We start from the raw sequence: 17826 nt of genomic DNA on the forward strand, positions 1-17826 counted from the left end.
CAGCCCGTTGCCCAGCGCCGCGAGGCACATGGGCACGAACAGCGTGGCGGGGGACAGGAAGCCGGTGATGGCGGCGGCGAAGCACAGGAGGCCGCCCGCCAGCGAGATGACGCAGCCCACCATGATCATGCGGTCGATGCCGACGCGCTGCGTGTAGCGGCCGGACATGAAATTCCCCAGCATGTAGCCCGCCGAGATCAGGACGAACCACAGGCCATATTCCATCGGCGTGCGCTTCAGCACATCCATCATGATATGCGGGGCACCGCCGAGGAAGGCAAAGAACACGGTGGAGGTGAAGGCCAGGGTGAGCGTGTAACCGCGGAAGCGCGGCATGGCGAAGAGGCGGGCGGCGCCGGTGATGAGCCCCATGCCGCTGCCCGCGGGGTTCCGCACCACATGGGTTTCCGGCAGGAAGCGGAAAGAGGCGGCCAGCACCATGGCGCCCAGCACGCCCAGCAGCCAGAAATCCATGCGCCAGCCGAAATGCGAGTCGAGGAAGCCGCCAAGGGCAGGGGCCACCATCGGCGCCACGACGAAGGCCATGGTGATGTAGGAGATGACGCTCGCAGACGTCTCGCGGTCGAACACGTCGCGCACCATGGCGCGGGCGAGGACGATGCCAGCGGCCCCACCGAGGGCCTGCAGCAGCCTGGCCGCGATGAGGATCTCGATCGAGGGCGCCAGCGCCGCCATCAGGCTGGCCAATACGAAGACCGACAAGCCGCCCAGCAGCATGGGCCGCCGGCCGACGCGATCCGACAGCGGGCCATAGACCAGCTGGCAGGCCGCCATGCCGATCAGGTAGAGCGTGAGGGTGAGCTGGACGACGCCATAGGGCTGGTTGAACTCGTCCTGCAGGCCCGGCATGGAGGGCATGAAGATGTTGAGAGCCAGCGGTCCTACGGCACTGATCGCCACGAGAATGGCGTAGGAGGGGCGGGGCTGGGAGGCGCTGGCGGACATGGCGCTTCCTACTCCCTGCGCCGAGATCACGATAGCAAAATGGCGGGGACTCTGGCATGACCTTCGCGCATGAAACACGCCCTCGTTGCATCGCTTCTCCTTGCCGCGTCGTCATGCGCTGCCATGGCGGAGGAACTGATCGTTCCGGCCACTGACCCGTCCCTGGTGTTTACCTTTGCGATCGGAAAGCAGATCAACGTGCGCTTCGCCGACAGTTTTGCGAAGGGGCGCCTGCAGCAGGCGGATGTCGACGATCTGGTGATCTACGAACTTCCCGATGGCAAGATCTGCCTCTACGGCCAGCACAAGGGCATCGATCCGGCCGCGCCTGAGCTTGCCGGATTCGCGCGGCCTGAGTCGGGCGATTTCTGCGTTCCCTTGTCCGATGTCTCGGTGAAGGTGGTGCCGCAATCAGCTGAAGGGGCGCCCAACGCGCCATTCTATGCGACCGACAAGAAATCCTGTGCCTGGGTCTGGAACCGAGGCAAGGGCATCGGGTTGTGGACCGAGACCTGCACCTTCGATACCGGCCGCTGGGACGTTCACTACGATGAAGTGAATGATCTCTTCGCGTTGCGCGTCGATGCGGGTGAGCCCTATCCGGTGCTCCGCCAATACAGCAATGCGGGTGGCATCGAGGCCCTGATTCCCGATCTGAAGGCCAAGGGGCTCGTGCTCGACGATGCGGAGTGCCTCCTGCAACCTGCGACGGATCAGCTGGCGCCACCCGGATGGTCTGCCTGGAACGTGATGCCATCAGGCAAGCGCAAGGAGGCCTTCGACGCGCAGCTTCAGGAGGAGGTGCCTGATCCGCCCTGCGGCGAACTTGGCCTGGCCGTCGACCATATCGGATACTTCATGGTCAGCAATGACAACGCCGAGCGGGTTGTCCATGTGAATCTCGGCCAGGACGGGACGATGATCGATCTTGGTTCGATCACGCTGGTCAAGTAACGGCTCGTCAATCCGCTTCCCCTCCCGCCATGACACGCCCGGCCATGCGCGGTTTTCCAGACAGGCCGGCGACTGACGAGACAGCTTGGCAGCGGCGGCGGCACAGCGCCCGAGATTGAAAGGATTTGGCAACTTGCCCTCTCTGACCTACCACGATGTTCGTCCCATCCTGCTGCTCACCGGCTTGTCGCTGATCGCGGCGGGCGCCCATTTCGTGTTTCGCGCATGAACTACCGCCATGCCTATCACGCCGGGAACCATGCCGATGTGCTGAAGCACATCGTGCTGGCGCGCGTGCTGGAACACCTGAAGAAAAAGGACAAGCCGTTCCGCGTGATCGACGCCCATGCCGGGATCGGTGTGTACGATCTCGGTGGCATCGAGGCCGGAAAGACCGGCGAATGGGAAGGCGGCATCGGCAAGCTGGTGGAGCCGTTCGCGCCTGAGATCGAGGCGCTGATCCGGCCTTACCGAGACGTGATCGCGACTTTGAACGTAGGCGATAGCATCCGCCTCTATCCCGGTTCACCGGAACTGGCGCTCCGCCTCATGCGCATGGAGGACCGGATGATCGCCAATGAACTGCACCCGGAGGACGCGATCACGCTGGAGCGTCACTTCATCCGTGATTTTCGCGTCGATGTCACAAGCATGGATGCGGAAACCTGCATCAAGGCGAAGCTGCCGCCGCCGGAGCGCCGGGGCGTCATCCTGATCGATCCACCCTATGAGGTGAAGAACGAGCCGGAGAAAGCCGTTCGCATGCTGGCGCATGGCCTCCGCCGCTTCGCGCAGGGTGTCTTCCTGCTGTGGTATCCGATCAAGGACGATGACACGGGGGCGAGCATCATCGATGGGGTCAGAGATCTGGGCGTGGCCGCCACGTTGAAGGTGGAAATTCGCGTGCGCGAGGCTTTCGCGGCCGGAGGCCTCGCAGGCTCCGGACTCATCATTCTCAACACGCCATGGACGCTCGAGAGGGATCTCGAAGCGATTGTCCCGGCGCTTGCTGAACGGCTTGGGCTTGGCAATTGGGGGCACGGCGCCGTGGAATGGCTCGTGCCCCCAAAATGATCTAGTTGGTGGCGGCGATGGCCTTGGCGAGGTCCTGATATTCCTCGCAGGTCGTGCCGCAGCTCTTTTCGATTGCCGCGAGCTGGGCCTTCGCCAGGTCGCTGCGGCCTGCAGCCAGATAGCCTTCGCCCAGATATTCGCGGGCGAGGTTGAAGTTGGGGTCGATCGCCAGCGCCTGCTGATAATAGGTGATGCCGATATCGAGGCGCCCCGCCTTGCGGTGGCTGTAGCCCATGTAGTTCAGAACGCGCGGGTCGTTCTTGTTCTGGACAACTGCCAGAACTTCGATCGCCCAGTCATACTGGCCGAGCTTCGCAAGCGCGCGGCCCTGCTGGTAGAGGTCTTCATCAGGAATAACGCTCGACTTCGCCTTCATGCATTTCTTCTTTTTCTTGTCCCAGACCTCGCCCTTCTTGCACTGGTTATTGGTGGGAGAGGCGTCGGACCCGCCACCGTCGCCGCCGGCGGCCATTGCCGCTCCTGTTCCGGCGATCATGCACGCGAGAGCTACTGCCATAAACTTCATCATGTCATCCTCCTGGTTGATGCCCGTTCAGATACGTTACGCCCGGGCTGACAGACGCATTCCAGCACTATTTTTGTTCCGGGCCTGTTTCCCCGGTAACACCCGGAGATGAAGCCCGGATGAACGCGGCATTCAGGCAAGGCTCAGCGGCATAGCGCCATAACTTGGCCATCGATGCAACACGCATCAGACACATACTGAAACAGGAGAGAAATATGACCCGGACCCTCAACCTTCGCAGCCTCATTGCCGCTTCGGCCGTTGCCGCCGCCACCACCTTCGTGATGTTCGCCCAGTCGGGCCAGGCATCGGCCTCGGGCGTGCTCGACTGCCGCGGCAAGAATTCGGCTTCGGTGCTCAAGTGCTGCAACGACGAAGTGCGTCAGAGTGGCCTTCCCAACTGGATGCGCGCCACCGGCAAGACCTGCTCGACGGCCTCGGTCGTCTGCAAGGCCAAGCGCAGCAACACCTGGACATCGGTCGCGGCCGCTGCGCCCTCCACCAGGAAGTGCAAGATCATGGCTCAATTCGTTCCCGGCAAGGGTGGCGATGGCGACGGTGTGAAGAACCCCGGCGGCCGTGGCAACCCGAACGGCAATCCGAACGGCAATCCCTCGCGCGGCAGCGGCAAGTATTGATCGTCTTCACATGCGAGGTTTCAGCGGCCTGTCCCTCCCGGGATGGGCCGTGGCTACCTTATAATCATATCCGGCGACCAGCCGAAGATCCATTCCATCTGGCGCACGGCAACGCCGCCGCCCAGGCGCAGCACGGCATTGCGGGCGAGTGCGGTGGCTCCACGGGCGTGATAGGCCCAACCCATCCGGCGCGACTGTGCCTGAATGCGCGATGTGCGGGCACGCCTCAGGCTTTCGTAGGTGGTAAAGGCCGATCCGAGACTAGAGGCCGTGCGAACCTGCTGTGACAGCACCACGGCGTCTTCCAATGCCATCACCGCGCCTTGAGCGAGGTAGGGCAATGTGGCGTGGGCGGCATCGCCTGCCAGCACCAGATTGCCCTTCGACCAGCGTGGCAGTTCCGGCAGGTCGGCGCCTTGCCAGCGCCGCCAGTCAGGCACAGCCGCGAGCAGCGCGGACAGGTCTTCGACTACGGCCGGGAAATGACGCATCATTTCGTCCGACCCGGCAGGTTGCTGCCAGCCACCCTCCGCTGCGGTGCCATCGACGGCGGCCACGATATTGAAGCTCCGCCAGTTGCTCACCGGATAGTGAACGACATGCCCGCCCGGACAGAGCCAGAGGGTCACGCAGTCGATCTCGATTTCGGGGGGGACAGATTTCAGCGGAATGAGCCCGCGATGGATGAGGTGGCCGCGATGCACAGGGTCCACCTTGCCGCAAACCTCCTGCCTGAGGCGGGAGCGAATGCCATCTGCCGCAATCACGGCGCGGCCCGCGGCGGTTTCGCCGACGTCGAGCACGAGGGCCGCCTGGGCTACTGCGAGTTCGACCCCCGTCACGGCGGACGAGTTCCGAAGTTCTATCGCAGGCCTGTTGCGCGCAGTTGCCACAAGGCCCGCCAGAAGGTCTGCCCGATGGCAGACGCGGTAGGGCGCGCCGAATCGGTTCTCGAAGGTCTTGCCCAGCCTGATGCGCTGCAGAAGCGCACCCGACACTCCATCCTTCACATGAATTTCCGAGGGGATGACGCATGACGGCTCAACGGCATCCCATGCGCCAAGCGCCTGGAGTGCCCGCACGCCATTGGGCGACATCTGGAGGCCGGCTCCAACCTCCTCGAAGGCCGCTGCCTGTTCGAACAGGCGAACACCTGCTCCTAAGCCTGAAAGTCCCAGCGCCGCGCCGAGGCCTGCGATGCCGCCGCCAACCACAAGAAAGGGAAGATCGCTCATGCGATTGTTCTTGCCAGATTCCGTGCCTGAGGTTGATGCGGCGGATTGAGGCTTGCCCTTGGGGGCCCTCCGTCCTAGACAACGCCCGCATTTTGAAAGGTTTCCGCCATGGGTTTCATCTCCGACGCCTTGAACCGCATCCAGCCGTCTGCCACGATCGCCATTTCCAACAAGGCGATGGCGCTCAAGGCCGAGGGCCGCGACATCATTGGCCTTGCGGCGGGCGAGCCCGATTTCGACACGCCCGACAACATCAAGGACGCGGCAATCAAGGCGATCAAGGCGGGCAAGACCAAATACACCGCGGTGGACGGTATTCCCGAACTCAAGAAGGCCATCTGCGACAAGTTCAAGCGCGAGAACGGGCTGGACTACAAGCCCTCCCAGGTCTCGGTCGGTACCGGCGGCAAGCAGGTGCTGTTCAACGCGCTGATGGCGACCGTCAATCCTGGCGACGAGGTGATCGTGCCCGCACCCTATTGGGTGAGCTATCCCGACATCGTCATGCTGGCAGGCGGCACGCCGGTCTTCGTCGAGGGCAAGGCCGAAAACGGCTTCAAGCTGCAGGCTGCCGATCTCGAGAAGGCGATCACGCCGAAGACCAAGTGGCTGATCCTCAATTCGCCCTCGAACCCGAGCGGTGCTGCCTACAGCCGCGCCGAGTTGAAGACGCTCACCGACGTGCTGGTGAAGCATCCGCATGTGTGGGTGCTGACCGACGACATGTACGAGCATCTCGTCTATGACGATTTCGAGTTCACGACGCCGGCGCAAGTCGAGCCCAGGCTCTATGACCGCACGCTCACCATGAACGGCGTGTCGAAGTCCTATTGCATGACCGGCTGGCGCATCGGCTATGGCGCGGGGCCTGAGCAACTGATCAAGGCCATGTCGAAGCTGCAGTCGCAGTCGACGTCCAATCCATCGTCGATCGCGCAGTGGGCCGCCGTCGAAGCCTTGAACGGCCCGCAGGATTTCATTCCGAAGAACAACGAGGTGTTCAAGGGGCGGCGCGACCTCGTCGTCTCGATGCTGAACCAGGCCACGGGCATCTCGTGCCCCACGCCCGAAGGCGCATTCTACGTCTATCCCTCGTGCCTCGGCGCCATCGGCAAGACGGCGCCTTCGGGAAATGTAATCAGGACCGATGAAGACTTCGTGACCGAGCTGCTCGCCGCCGAAGGCGTGGCGGCCGTGCATGGCGCTGCCTTCGGAATGTCACCCTTCTTCCGCATTTCCTATGCTACGGCTACGGAGACGCTCGAAGACGCTTGCAGGCGCATCCAGCGATTCTGCGGCAATCTGCGCTGACGCCGGAAAGGCACATCATGTACGACCGTTCGGTTCCCATTTTTATCCACTTCCTGAAATCGCTCTCGGCCATTCTCAGGAAGGCGGAAGCTCATTGCGAGGCCAAGAAGATCGATCCTGCCGTGATGCTCTCGATGCGTCTCTTCCCGGACATGTTCCCGGTGACGCGGCAGGTGCAGATCGCGACCGATGCTGCCAAGGGCGCGGGCGCTCGCCTTGCGGGCGTTCCGGTCCCGAGCTTTGCCGACGACGAGAAGACCTTTGCTGAACTGCAGGACCGCATCGCGCGCACCATGGATTTCCTCAGTACACTGAAGAAAGAGCAGTTCGAGGGTGCCGAGACGCGCGATGTCTCGCTGAAGGCCGGTGGGAACGAGTTGAAGTTCAAGGGCGAAGCGTATCTCGAGACCTTTGCCAAGCCCAACTTCTACTTTCATATCACCACAGCCTACGCCATCCTCCGCCACAATGGCCTGGAACTTAGCAAGCTCGAGTACCTTGCGGGCGGACAGGCCTGAAGTTCACATCGTCCGGAACAATCCCCGGGCGCAGCCGTTTTGAATCCTCCATACCCTGAAAGGTACCTCCATTCATGAAACGCATCATCCTCGCCTCGCTTCTTGCCATTTCGGTCTGCGCTGCTCCGGCTTTCGCGCGCAATGGCATCAAGGTTGGCGTGCTCAGCTGCGATGTGTCCGCGGGCGTCGGCATGATCATCGGCTCGTCGAAGTCCGTCCAGTGCACCTTCAAGGGCGGCGGCCGCGTCGAGCGGTATGAAGGCCGTATCGGCAAGCTCGGCATCGATATCGGCGCCACCGGAGATGCGTCACTGGCATGGCTGGTGTTCGCGCCGGGCAAGCTCAAGCGCGGTTCGTTGCAGGGCAGCTACAATGGTGCTTCCGCCCAGGCGACAGTCATTGCCGGCCTCGGCGCCAACGTGCTGGTGGGCGGCTTCGAGAAATCGATCAACCTGCAGCCCCTGAGCGTCCAGGGACAGACCGGACTGAACGTTGCCGCCGGACTGGCCAGCCTGTCGCTCGACTCGGTGGATTGACAACCTGTCCGGGCAGTTTCGTCCAGCCTTTGCTCTTCCGTGCTTTCGGATCTTCGTGTCCAATTGGCGACACAATTGAAGCCAAAAGAGGCAACACGTTTTCAATACAGGATGGAATGAACATGAAGAAGATCATCGCCGCCTCACTCACCGTCATGGCGCTTGCCATCACCCCAGCCGTTGCCAAGGATGGCGTGAAAGTGGGCGTTCTTACCTGCAACGTCGATGGCGGCGTTGGCCTGATCATCGGCTCGTCGAAGGCCATGGACTGCACCTTCGAGCGCTCTGGCAGCTCCAAGGTCGAGCACTATACCGGGCGGATCGGCAAGCTTGGCGTCGATATCGGCATCACCGGCAAGACCACGATGGGTTGGGCCGTCTTTGCCCCCGGCCAGCTCAAGAGCGGTTCGCTGGCTGGCAGCTACGGCGGGGCCACAGCCGAAGCGACAGTCGCCGTTGGCCTTGGTGCCAATGTGCTGGTTGGCGGCTCCAACAAGTCGATTGCACTGCAGCCGGTAAGCGTCCAGGCCCAGACCGGTCTCAATGTCGCTGCCGGCATTGCCAGCCTCAAGCTCGAATACGCTCCTTAAGCTTTCCGGAATCGGAATGATGAGAGAGCCCGGCCGCCCGCGCCGGGCTTTCTGCTTTTTGCTTGCCGGTTCGCTGAAACGGAGTCAGTCTCGGCATCGTGGAACCGCCCCCGGCGCAGTCACCACCAAACAAGAAGGGCGGTCCTTCGACGCACATTGAGTTGAGCAGTCAAAGGAGGATTGGCCATGGATCAACCCAACGGCAGAAGGCCCTCGGGCTCGCGGTGCATTGCACTGGTGGGCCCCTATCTCAGCGGCAAGACCACGCTCCTTGAGGCGCTTCTTTTCCGCACCGGCGCCATCCCGCGCCAGGGCAAGGTTTCCGACAAGTCGACCATTGGCGATGCGGCACCCGAAGCGCGTTCGCATGGCATGAGCGTGGAGCTCAATACGGCCACCACGTCCTATCTCGGGGACAGCTACACATTTCTTGACTGTCCGGGCTCCATCGAATTCGCGCAGGACCAGCGCGCGGCCCTGCATGGCTGCGATGTCGCCATCGTCGTCTGCGAGGCGGACGACAAGAAAGCTCCTGCGCTCCAGCTCATCCTGAAGCAGCTGGACGAGATCGGGCTGCCGCGCATCCTTTTCATCAACAAGGTGGACAAGACCGATTCACGCCCACGCGATGTGCTTGAGTGGCTGCAGCCCGCGAGTTCCAAGCCGCTCATCCTGCGCCAGCTGCCCTTGATGAAAGGATCGATCGTCACCGGCTTCGTTGACCTCGCGCTGGAGCGCGCCTTCGTCTACCAGGAGCATCTCGAATCAAAGCTGATCGACATGCCGGCGGATGTCGCCGAGATCGAGAAGTCCGAGCGCTTCGCCATGCTTGAGAAACTTGCCGACCACGACGACGAGCTGATGGAGCAACTGCTCTCCGACATGGAGCCGCCGCGTGACCGCGTTTTCAGTGACCTCACACGCGAGCTGGCCGAAGGCCTGATCACGCCAGTGCTCTTCGGCTCAGCTGAACACGGTACTGGCATCGAGCGGCTGCTCAAGGCGCTCCGTCATGAAGCGCCCGGCATTGCGGAGACGGCGAAGCGCCTGGGCTTCAAGCCCAATGGCACGGCGGTGCAGGTGCTGAAGACGTTCCACACGGCGCATGGCGGCAAGCTTTCGCTGTCGCGCGTGCTTTCCGGCGATGTTTCAGACGGCACGATACTGCATGGCGCCGATGGGCAGGACTGCCGCGTGGCGGGTGTCTTCACCCTGCTTGGTTCCACGCCTTCCAAGATTGCCAAGGCGTCTGCTGGCGACACCGTGGCGCTCGGCCGTCTCGAGGCCGCGCGGACCGGCGAAACGCTTTCCACGACGCGGGGCAGCACACCGCAACTGGTGAAGGTCGAAACGCCGCCCGGCGTCTATGGCTTCGCAATCTCGGTCTCCGACCGCAAGGACGAAGTGAAGCTCACCAGCGCCATCGCCAAGCTCATCGAGGAAGACCCTTCATTGTCGCTCGAACACAATCACGACACGCACGAAATGGTGTTGTGGGGGCAGGGCGAGATGCACCTGCGCGTGGCGCTTGAAAAGCTCGAAGGCAAGTTTGGCGTCCATGCCACGTCGAAGCCCCGGCGGATCGCCTATAAGGAGACGATCCGCAAGCCGGTTCAGATTCGCGGCCGCCACAAGAAGCAGTCGGGCGGGCACGGCCAGTTCGGCGATGTGGTGGTGGAGATCGCACCGGGCCCGCGCGGCTCCGGCTTCGTGTTCTCGGACACGATCACCGGGGGCGTCGTGCCGAAGCAATATATTCCTGCGGTGGAGCAAGGCGTGCGTGAGTGGATGGGGCATGGGCCGCTCGGCTTTCCCGTGGTCGATTTCTCGGTGAACCTGTCGGACGGCTCGTATCACGACGTCGACAGCTCCGAGATGGCCTTCAAGACCGCCGCGCGAATCGCCATGACGGACGGCATGCCGAACTGCTCGCCGGTGCTGCTCGAGCCCATCGTGAGTGTCGAGATTCACGTTCCGAGCGACGCGACGCCGCGTGTGAACCAGATCGTCACCGGGCACCGCGGCCAGCTTCTCGGCTTTGATGGCCGCGAGGGTTGGCCAGGCTGGGACACGGTGAAGGCGCACATGCCGGAGTCGGAGATGGCCTCGCTCATCATCGAGCTGCGATCTGCGACTGCGGGCGTCGGCACCTTCACCTTCAGCCTCGACCACATGTCGGAGCTCACGGGCCGTGCGGCCGAGCAGGTGGTGGCGAGCCGCAAGGCTGAAGCCGCCTGAGCCAGGGCTGGTTAATCCGTTCCGGTGTCTCGCCGTATCCTGGAGCTCGGCGGCGGGGCACCTCAGGGCCGATGCGAATGCAAAGCGCCGCGGACATGAACGCGCGGCGCGGGAACGGGTGTCGTCAAATGCCGTCTGATATCCAGTCGGCGCTGGTCTTGTCCGAGTCCATCACCCAGGCGGCGGTCGGCACGTCGTAGCGCCAGGTTCCGTTGGCCGACGCAATCGTCAGTGCGCTGAAGATATGATCGGTGCCGTCCGGGGCTTCGACCCAGATCGAATAGTCGTTGCCGTCATAACGGACGTTCAGGTCCTCCCAGTCATGTTCGAAGACGATCACATCGGGGTCCGGCCCGCCATAGATCACATCGTTGCCGCGCCCGCCCACCACAATGTCGCGGCCGGTTCCGGCATCGATGAGGTCGTTGCCATTGCCCCCGAAAATCAGGTCGTTGCCGTCCTCGCCGAGCAGAAAATCCTTGCCCTGGTCGCCCTTGAGGACATCGTTCCCGCCACCTCCGGAGAGCGAGTCCTCGCCACCGCGGCCGAACAGCAAGTTTGCGCCACGGTCGCCGTCGATCCAATCCGCCTGATTGCTGCCCTCGATGTTCTCGATGCCTGAAAGCTTATCGCCCCTGGCGTCGCCTCCTGCCGCGGTCTTGTTCGAGAGATCGATTCTCACTCCTCCGGAGGACAAGCGGTAGCTCGCCCATTCCTGGCCTTCACCGCCGATCAGCGTGTCGCTTCCAGCGCCGCCCATCAATTCGTCATTACCGCCGCCGCCGATCAGCACATCATCGCCGCCCAGCCCATAGAGCGAGTTGGCGAGGCCGTTTCCCGAGAGCCTGTCGGCGAAATTCGACCCGAGCACGTTCTCGATCCCGTCGAGCGTGTCGCCCTGGGCATCTCCGCCATCGCCACGGCCGGCGGTGAGGTCAACCCTGACACCTGCGGCGCTGCCATGGTAGGAAGCCCAGTCATTGCCGGTGCCGCCCGAGAGTTGGTCGGCGCCTGAACCGCCCATAAGCGTGTCGTTGCCGCCAGCACCTTGAAGGCTGTCATTGCCTGCCCTCGCGTGCAGCACATCGTCACCCGAGAGGAGGGCTCCAATCAATGCGCTGGCCGCCGAAGGACCCGAGGCCTCGAGCAACGGGACGAGCGCGGTGACCGGCATGGCAAGACCGGTCATCGCGTCGATCTGGACACCTGGCGTGGCATTGTGGCGGATCGCGGTGATTGTCCCGCCCGTGAAGGTGCCAAGGGCATTGTTCCAGACGAGCCCTGACCCGGAATAGTGCGTCTTGCTTCCGTCCGGATTGAGGATCGTGAAGGAGTCAGCGGTTCTGGCTGCGATCCTGCCCCGCAAGCTGCCGCCTTCCTGTGCCGCAAAGAGACTTTGCCCCAGGCCCTTGTAGAAATATTTCGCCAAACCGCCGCCCCTGTCGCATTCTGTGACAGCCAGCCGGACATGGGGTCACATCAACCCAAGACTGCAATTGGGGTGCCATTGGGGTCACATCCCTTCTCCGAGATGTGATCGGGCTTTGATTTGGTGCGTTAAAGGCTAGGGCCTATGCTGCAAGTTCCAACGGGAGACGATCGACATGCTGATCAGGCGCAATCGAGGATGGGACATCCGGGAGTCACAGGTGACGCCCGAACATGTGTTTCTCAACCGGCGGTCTTTCATGGGCGGGGTCGCTGCTGCAGGGGCCGTCGCCGCATTCGGCAGGCCCGCGCTGGCGGCCGAGGACCCATCTGCCGGTCTCTATCCTGCCAAGACCAATCCGGCCTTTGGCGATGCCGGCCGCCCGGTGACGGAGGCCGAGGAAGCCACCACGTTCAACAACTACTACGAGTTCGGGTCGTCCAAGCGGATCGCATCGGCTGCCGAAAAACTGCCGCTGCGCCCGTGGGACATCGTGATCGACGGCGAGGTCGAAGCGCCCTTGACGCTCGGCATCGACGACCTCCTGAAGCAGGTGACGCTCGAAGAGCGCATCTATCGCCACCGCTGCGTGGAGGCGTGGTCCATGGTGGTGCCGTGGACGGGCTTTCCGGTGAAGCGGCTTCTCGAAATCGCCAGGCCCAACGCGAATGCGAAGTATGTGCGTTTCGAGACGTTCAACAAGCCGGATGTGGCGCCCGGCCAGAAACCGGGCTTCTTCACCGGGTATCCCTGGCCCTATGTCGAGGGCATCACCATGGCCGAAGCCGCCAACGACCTCGCCTTCCTGGTCACGGGTGCCTATGGCAAGCCCGCGCCCGCCAGCATGGGGGCACCGATCCGTCTCCATCTGCCGTGGAAGTACGGGTTCAAGTCCATTAAGGGCATCGTGCGGGTGAGTTTCACCGCCGAGCGCCCCGTGAGCTTCTGGGAGACGCTGGGCCCCAGCGAATACGGCTTCTGGGCCAACGTCAATCCGGAGGTGGCGCATCCGCGCTGGAGCCAGGAGACCGAGCAGGTACTGGGCTCGGGCGAGCGCATCCCCACGCAGCTCTACAATGGCTATGGCGAGCAGGTGGCGTCACTCTACGCCGGACTCGAGACGGAAAAGCTGTTCATGTAAAGAAAAAGGCCGGTCATCGGGACCGGCCTTGAGTTGCCCGTACTCCCTCGGAAGCGAGGGAGACGCCCAAGTCGCAACCTCTCAGGGGAAGAGGGGACAAGAGCCGAAAGGCCGACATCGCAAGGGGAGGGAGCAACGGCGGCTGAGTCCGCGCCGGTAAACGCGGCATGAGAAAGATGAACCCATGTCGCTGTTCCAGCAAGTTGCGCTCATACATGGGTGCCATGCCGCCCCTACATGACGTCACTGGAACCTGTGACGGATGCCGGGGCCGCGACACCGACGAAACGATCCGCTTGAAAGGTGAGAGTAAATTGCCTAGACTTGACGATGGGGCCATTCTCCCGGAAATCGTCCGGGCCGTTCGCGTGGTGTTGAGAGATCACGAGGCCGGAAGACGCGGAAACGGAGCGCATCATGGCCACGCTGACCATCAGTCAGACCTTCAACTATTCCCGGTTGGCACTCACCCCCGGCATCGACCTCATCCGCTTCATCAATGGCATTCAGGTCCCCGCGACGGCGACCTTCACCGCGGCCCAGTTCGATGGATCGCCCATTCTAACCTCGGTGGAAATCCAGGGTAGCACCGGTTTCAACCATCTGGTGGTGAACGGCGCTTCGCTTAACGCGAGCAACTGGAGTTTCGTGTCGTGGTCGACTAGCGATTCCATCACCCTCAATGGCACGAACGGCAATGATACGCTCACGGGCTCCAGGCAGCGCGACACCATCAACGGTAAGGATGGCAGCGACAGCATCACCGGCGGCTCGGGCCGCGATGTGATGAACGGCGGTGCCGGCAAGGATACGTTTGTCTACACATCCGAAAGTCATCTCGTGTCGGGCGAGATACTCGACGGCGGGACCGGCGGCAGCGACAGGATCCTGCTGGCCGGCGGCATCACCTATGATTTCCGCAACAAGGCCACGGTCAGCAACATCGAGGCGCTGGAGTTCGATGCCGTCGCGCAGGCGAGCTTTGCAGGCAGCTGTTTCGGGGCTGGCGCCATCACGTCGGTCACCGGCCATGCCGATCTCGACTGGCTCACGATCAGCGGTCCGGCAATCGATCTGACCAGTGTCAGCTTCACCTCCTGGACCGATGGCAGCGACATTCTGCAACTCAGCGGCACGGGCAGTGTTGCGAACACCATCACGGGTTCGAATCAGGCCGAGACGATTGCCGGTGGCAGCCTGGCCGATGTCCTCAGCGGGCGGGGCGGCAACGACAGTCTTTACGGTTTCGGCGGCGCTGATGTGCTGAGCGGGGGCGCCAATAATGATACGTTCTTCTATTCCAGCGGCACTGACATCGCCGCTGGCGAGAGCGTCAACGGCGGTTCAGGATTGGATACAATCCAGCTCACCTCAAACACCGGCAGCTATCAACTTGGGCTTGTCACCATCGCCAACGTTGAAGCTTTGAAGTTCAGCAACCTTGGCAGCACGGTTGTCATCAATGGCAGCCAAATCGGCGCCACCTCAATCGCCACGGTGACGGGTGCCGGCAATGTCGATCTCCTGCAGGTGATGGGGTCTGCCGATATCTCCGTCGTCATGTTCCAGTCGTGGAGCTCCAATGACACGATCCTCATGATGGGGGGATTTGCTACCGATGACACCATCACCGGATCGGAGATGAATGATACAATCCAGGGCAATGGCGGCAACGACGTCGTGCGCGGCGGTCCGGGCGGCGACACGCTGTCGGGCGGCAGCGGTGAGGACATCGTGAGCTATGCCGGCTCGAGTTTCGACGTAACTATCAATCTTGCGACCGAGTCCGTCTCGGGGGGAGGCGATGCTTCAGGCGATGCGATCGATGGCTTCGAGGGCGCGACTGGTGGCGAGGGCAACGACACGCTCACCGGCGATGACGGCGCCAATGTTCTGTCAGGGGGTGGCGGCGATGACAGTATTGTTGGCGGGCTCGGCGCCGACACCCTGATCGGTGGCAGCGGCAATGATACGTTCACATATGCCGTCGAGGAGGAACTCGATGGCATCGAGACTATCAATGGCGGCGCGGGAACGCTGGACACGATCGTCATCGGCGGTGCCGTGGAAGACAATCTCGACTTCAGTAACGCAAATATCTCCGGGATCGAACGCCTGCTGTTCCTGATCGATTCATCCGTGCAGTTTCAAGGTTCGGTTTTCGGCACCGGGGCTGGGCAGATCAACAGTGTCACCGGATCGGCCGGTGACATCACGCTGTTCCTGGCGGGACCGAACACCGACCTGACGGGCGTGACGTTCACCAACTGGCAGTCACCCCTCTTCTACGCCGCCAATGGCGATAACATCGTGATCGTAGGAAGCGGCGCGGATGACGTTCTGACAGGGTCGTCACAGTCCGACGTGCTGTACGGGATCCTGGGGTCAGATACGCTGTCAGGAGGAGGTGGTGCCGACTACCTGATGGGAAGCCTGGGCCAGGACTTCATGACGGGCGGAGCGGATGCCGACATCTTCTTCTTCGAGACAGTCAGTGACAGTGCCGTTGGCGTCAGCCGCGACCGCATTCTCGATTTCGATCAGGGCAGCGACATCATCGCGCTCGAGGGCATCGATGCCATCGCTGGCGGCAACAATGACTCTTTCCAGTTCATCGAGACGGCAGCTTTCCAGTCAGGCCAGGCGGGCAAGCTGCGATACTTCCAGACCGGTTCCGGCAACACCGTCATTGAAGGCGAAGTCGATGGCGATGGGAATGCCGACTTCCAGATTCAGGTTACGGGCGTGGTCAATTTCGCGGGCGCCGACTTCAGCCTGTGAGGCGGGTGGAGCTCCGGTTCAGAAGCTCCACTCCTTCGCCTTGGCGACGATGAAGTCACGGAACACAGTGACACGCTTGGTGTCCTTCAGTTCCTCCGGATAGACGAAGTAGGTGTCGAACTCCGGCGTCTCGACGGGCAGGTCGATCTGCACGAGGCCAGATTCCTCCGGAACGATGTAGTCCGCCAGCGAGGCGATGCCCATGCCGGCCTGCACCGCACGCCGCAGCCCATAGGCATTGTTGACGCGGAACGCCACGGGACGCGGATCGCCCTCGGGCCTACCCACCGCCTCCAACCAGTTGACGGTGGTCAGATAAGTAGGCGCCTGGCCGAAGGTGAGGATCTTGTGCTTGTCGAGTTCCTCGATCGACTTCGGGATGCCCTGCTTCTTGATGTATTCGGCAGAGGCATAGATGTGGTGATGGACGGTGAAGAGCTTGCGCTGGATGAGATCGGGCTGGGTTGGCCTTCTCAGGCGGATGGCGACATCGGCCTCACGCATCGAGAGATCGAGTTCGCGATCATCCAGAAGCAGCGTGACGTTGATCTGCGGATAGATTTCCGAGAATTCGCGCAGGCGGGGCGTGAGCCACACGGAGCCCAGGCCAACCGTCGTCGTGATGCGGAGTTCGCCCGAGGGCTTTTCTTTCGAATCCATCAGCCGCGTCTGTGCGGCGGTGAGCTTGGTGAATACCTCATGCGCCGTGCGGTACAGCATCTCGCCCTGTTCGGTGAGGATGAGGCCGCGCGCGTGGCGGTGGAAGAGAGGCACGTTCAGGGCATCTTCCAATGCGCTGATCTGGCGGCTGACGGCGGACTGGGAAAGGCCCAGTTCATGCCCTGCGTGGGTGAAGCTTCCGGCGTCGGCCACCGCGTGGAATATCCTCAGCTTGTCCCAGTCCATTACATTACTCAGCGGCATGGCGTAGCTCCGTTCTTGTGTGGAGCCAGCGTTCCGCCTCGAGAGCAGCCATGCAGCCCATTCCGGCGGCCGTGACGGCTTGCCGGTAGATGTCGTCCGTCACGTCGCCTGCCGCATAGACGCCTTCGATGGCTGTCTGCGTGGAGCGCGGTTCGGTGATCAGGTAGCCGCCCTGCTTGAACGGCAACTGATCCTTGAAGAGTTCGGTTGCCGGGCTGTGGCCGATGGCGATGAAGATGCCGTCGACGGCCACGTCTTCCATGTCGCCGGTCTTGACGTTCTTGATGCGCGCGTGGGTGACGCCCCTGGGATTGTCCGTGCCCAGAACATCTGCCAATGCCGAATCCCACATCACCTTGATCTTGGGGTGTGCGAAGAGGCGGTTCTGGAGAATGCGCTCGGCCTTGAACTCGTTGCGCCGGTGAACGACGATCACCTCGCTGGCGAAATTCGTGAGGAACAATGCCTCCTCGACGGCAGTGTTGCCGCCGCCCACCACGACAACGCGCTTGTTGCGGTAGAAGAACCCGTCGCAAGTGGCGCAAGCCGACACGCCAAAACCGCGAAACGCCTGCTCGGAAGGAAGGTCCAGCCACTTGGCCTGTGCGCCCGTGCAGATGATGAGCGCGTCGCAGGTGTATTCCTGGCCCGAGTCGCCCTTGAGCCAGATCGGCTTGTCGTTGAGGCGGACCTCCGTGATTGTATCGGACACGATCTCGGTGCCCACATGCTCGGCCTGCGCCTTCATCTGCTCCATCAGCCACGGCCCCTGCACCACGTCTGCGAATCCGGGATAGTTCTCGACATCGGTGGTGATGGTGAGTTGGCCGCCCGGCTGGATGCCCTGCACGAGCAGGGGTTTCAGCATGGCGCGAGCGGCGTAGATTGCGGCTGTGTAACCAGCAGGACCCGATCCGAGGATCAGGACCCGGGCGTGACGGGCGGACATTGTGGCCTCCAGGATG

The 17826-nt window shown here is 62.5% G+C and carries 16 protein-coding genes; 10 read left to right on the plus strand and 6 right to left on the minus strand.

The window, feature by feature from the left end; all coding sequences use genetic code 11:
• Positions 1–966, minus strand: a 966-nt coding sequence (locus ACEW8Q_RS21580) for a multidrug effflux MFS transporter (RefSeq protein ID WP_373506135.1), incomplete at its 3' end; no start/stop codon positions are given.
• Between the two features lie 69 nt (positions 967–1035).
• On the opposite strand from ACEW8Q_RS21580, the gene ACEW8Q_RS21585 reads away from it, so the two are divergent.
• Both ACEW8Q_RS21585 and ACEW8Q_RS21590 read left to right on the plus strand, forming a co-directional pair.
• On the plus strand, positions 1036–1920 hold the full coding sequence (locus tag ACEW8Q_RS21585; RefSeq protein ID WP_373506136.1) for a hypothetical protein: 885 nt from the start codon (positions 1036–1038) through the stop codon (positions 1918–1920).
• A 225-nt stretch (positions 1921–2145) separates the two neighbouring features.
• Positions 2146–2994: a 23S rRNA (adenine(2030)-N(6))-methyltransferase RlmJ gene (locus tag ACEW8Q_RS21590; RefSeq protein ID WP_373506137.1), complete on the plus strand. Its 849-nt coding sequence runs from the start codon at positions 2146–2148 to the stop codon at positions 2992–2994.
• A 1-nt stretch (position 2995) separates the two neighbouring features.
• On the opposite strand, the gene ACEW8Q_RS21595 is transcribed toward ACEW8Q_RS21590, so the two are convergent.
• A complete protein-coding gene (locus ACEW8Q_RS21595; RefSeq protein ID WP_373506138.1) occupies positions 2996–3523 on the minus strand; it encodes a tetratricopeptide repeat protein in 528 nt (175 codons plus the stop codon).
• Between the two features lie 212 nt (positions 3524–3735).
• On the opposite strand from ACEW8Q_RS21595, the gene ACEW8Q_RS21600 reads away from it, so the two are divergent.
• On the plus strand, positions 3736–4158 hold the full coding sequence (locus ACEW8Q_RS21600; protein WP_373506139.1) for a hypothetical protein: 423 nt from the start codon (positions 3736–3738) through the stop codon (positions 4156–4158).
• Between the two features lie 53 nt (positions 4159–4211).
• Here ACEW8Q_RS21600 and ACEW8Q_RS21605 read toward each other — a convergent pair whose 3' ends face one another.
• A complete protein-coding gene (locus ACEW8Q_RS21605; RefSeq protein WP_373506140.1) occupies positions 4212–5393 on the minus strand; it encodes an FAD-dependent monooxygenase in 1182 nt (393 codons plus the stop codon).
• A gap of 108 nt (positions 5394–5501) precedes the next feature.
• Between ACEW8Q_RS21605 and ACEW8Q_RS21610 the strand changes: the two genes are divergently transcribed.
• From ACEW8Q_RS21610 to ACEW8Q_RS21630, 5 genes are all read left to right on the plus strand, one after another.
• The gene (locus ACEW8Q_RS21610; protein WP_373506141.1) at positions 5502–6704 is read left to right on the plus strand and encodes a pyridoxal phosphate-dependent aminotransferase; all 1203 of its coding nucleotides are present in this window, start codon (positions 5502–5504) and stop codon (positions 6702–6704) included.
• 17 nt (positions 6705–6721) lie between these two features.
• The gene (locus tag ACEW8Q_RS21615; RefSeq protein WP_373506142.1) at positions 6722–7222 is read left to right on the plus strand and encodes a DUF1993 family protein; all 501 of its coding nucleotides are present in this window, start codon (positions 6722–6724) and stop codon (positions 7220–7222) included.
• Between the two features lie 74 nt (positions 7223–7296).
• Positions 7297–7758, plus strand: a complete 462-nt coding sequence (locus ACEW8Q_RS21620; RefSeq protein ID WP_373506143.1) for a DUF992 domain-containing protein — start codon at positions 7297–7299, stop codon at positions 7756–7758.
• 122 nt (positions 7759–7880) lie between these two features.
• Complete coding sequence (locus ACEW8Q_RS21625; protein WP_373506144.1) at positions 7881–8348, plus strand: DUF992 domain-containing protein; 468 nt, start codon at positions 7881–7883, stop codon at positions 8346–8348.
• A gap of 186 nt (positions 8349–8534) precedes the next feature.
• Positions 8535–10586 (plus strand): elongation factor G, encoded by a 2052-nt coding sequence (locus tag ACEW8Q_RS21630; protein ID WP_373506145.1) that lies wholly within the window; start codon positions 8535–8537, stop codon positions 10584–10586.
• A 124-nt stretch (positions 10587–10710) separates the two neighbouring features.
• Here ACEW8Q_RS21630 and ACEW8Q_RS21635 read toward each other — a convergent pair whose 3' ends face one another.
• Positions 10711–12015 (minus strand): calcium-binding protein, encoded by a 1305-nt coding sequence (locus ACEW8Q_RS21635; RefSeq protein ID WP_373506146.1) that lies wholly within the window; start codon positions 12013–12015, stop codon positions 10711–10713.
• Between the two features lie 175 nt (positions 12016–12190).
• On the opposite strand from ACEW8Q_RS21635, the gene msrP reads away from it, so the two are divergent.
• Together msrP and ACEW8Q_RS21645 are read left to right on the plus strand one after the other, a co-directional pair.
• Positions 12191–13156 (plus strand): protein-methionine-sulfoxide reductase catalytic subunit MsrP, encoded by a 966-nt coding sequence (msrP, locus tag ACEW8Q_RS21640; RefSeq protein ID WP_373506147.1) that lies wholly within the window; start codon positions 12191–12193, stop codon positions 13154–13156.
• Positions 13157–13573: 417 nt separating this feature from the next.
• Entirely contained in the window at positions 13574–15937 is a 2364-nt protein-coding gene (locus ACEW8Q_RS21645) for a beta strand repeat-containing protein (RefSeq protein ID WP_373506148.1), read from the plus strand.
• 18 nt (positions 15938–15955) lie between these two features.
• On the opposite strand, the gene ACEW8Q_RS21650 is transcribed toward ACEW8Q_RS21645, so the two are convergent.
• Positions 15956–16861 carry a LysR family transcriptional regulator gene (locus tag ACEW8Q_RS21650; protein WP_373506149.1) on the minus strand — a complete coding sequence of 302 codons (906 nt, stop codon included), beginning with the start codon at positions 16859–16861 and terminating at the stop codon, positions 15956–15958.
• Positions 16848–17810, minus strand: a complete 963-nt coding sequence (gene trxB, locus ACEW8Q_RS21655) for a thioredoxin-disulfide reductase (protein WP_373506150.1) — start codon at positions 17808–17810, stop codon at positions 16848–16850. Before trxB ends, ACEW8Q_RS21650 begins: the two co-directional genes overlap by 14 nt.
• Positions 17811–17826: the final 16 nt, after the last annotated feature.

Origin of the sequence: Aestuariivirga sp. (genome assembly GCF_041738905.1) — a bacterium.
In the GTDB taxonomy this organism is placed as follows: domain Bacteria; phylum Pseudomonadota; class Alphaproteobacteria; order Rhizobiales; family Aestuariivirgaceae; genus Aestuariivirga.

Bases quoted from the DNA above. Each gene is read 5' to 3' on its own strand.
- ACEW8Q_RS21585 (WP_373506136.1), top strand. From the start codon at position 1,036: ATGAAACACGCCCTCGTTGCATCGCTTCTCCTTGCCGCGTCGTCATGC.
- ACEW8Q_RS21590 (WP_373506137.1), top strand. From the start codon at position 2,146: ATGAACTACCGCCATGCCTATCACGCCGGGAACCATGCCGATGTGCTG.
- ACEW8Q_RS21595 (WP_373506138.1), bottom strand. From the start codon at position 3,523: ATGATGAAGTTTATGGCAGTAGCTCTCGCGTGCATGATCGCCGGAACA.
- ACEW8Q_RS21600 (WP_373506139.1), top strand. From the start codon at position 3,736: ATGACCCGGACCCTCAACCTTCGCAGCCTCATTGCCGCTTCGGCCGTT.
- ACEW8Q_RS21605 (WP_373506140.1), bottom strand. From the start codon at position 5,393: ATGAGCGATCTTCCCTTTCTTGTGGTTGGCGGCGGCATCGCAGGCCTC.
- ACEW8Q_RS21610 (WP_373506141.1), top strand. From the start codon at position 5,502: ATGGGTTTCATCTCCGACGCCTTGAACCGCATCCAGCCGTCTGCCACG.
- ACEW8Q_RS21615 (WP_373506142.1), top strand. From the start codon at position 6,722: ATGTACGACCGTTCGGTTCCCATTTTTATCCACTTCCTGAAATCGCTC.
- ACEW8Q_RS21620 (WP_373506143.1), top strand. From the start codon at position 7,297: ATGAAACGCATCATCCTCGCCTCGCTTCTTGCCATTTCGGTCTGCGCT.
- ACEW8Q_RS21625 (WP_373506144.1), top strand. From the start codon at position 7,881: ATGAAGAAGATCATCGCCGCCTCACTCACCGTCATGGCGCTTGCCATC.
- ACEW8Q_RS21630 (WP_373506145.1), top strand. From the start codon at position 8,535: ATGGATCAACCCAACGGCAGAAGGCCCTCGGGCTCGCGGTGCATTGCA.
- msrP (WP_373506147.1), top strand. From the start codon at position 12,191: ATGCTGATCAGGCGCAATCGAGGATGGGACATCCGGGAGTCACAGGTG.
- ACEW8Q_RS21645 (WP_373506148.1), top strand. From the start codon at position 13,574: ATGGCCACGCTGACCATCAGTCAGACCTTCAACTATTCCCGGTTGGCA.
- ACEW8Q_RS21650 (WP_373506149.1), bottom strand. From the start codon at position 16,861: ATGCCGCTGAGTAATGTAATGGACTGGGACAAGCTGAGGATATTCCAC.
- trxB (WP_373506150.1), bottom strand. From the start codon at position 17,810: ATGTCCGCCCGTCACGCCCGGGTCCTGATCCTCGGATCGGGTCCTGCT.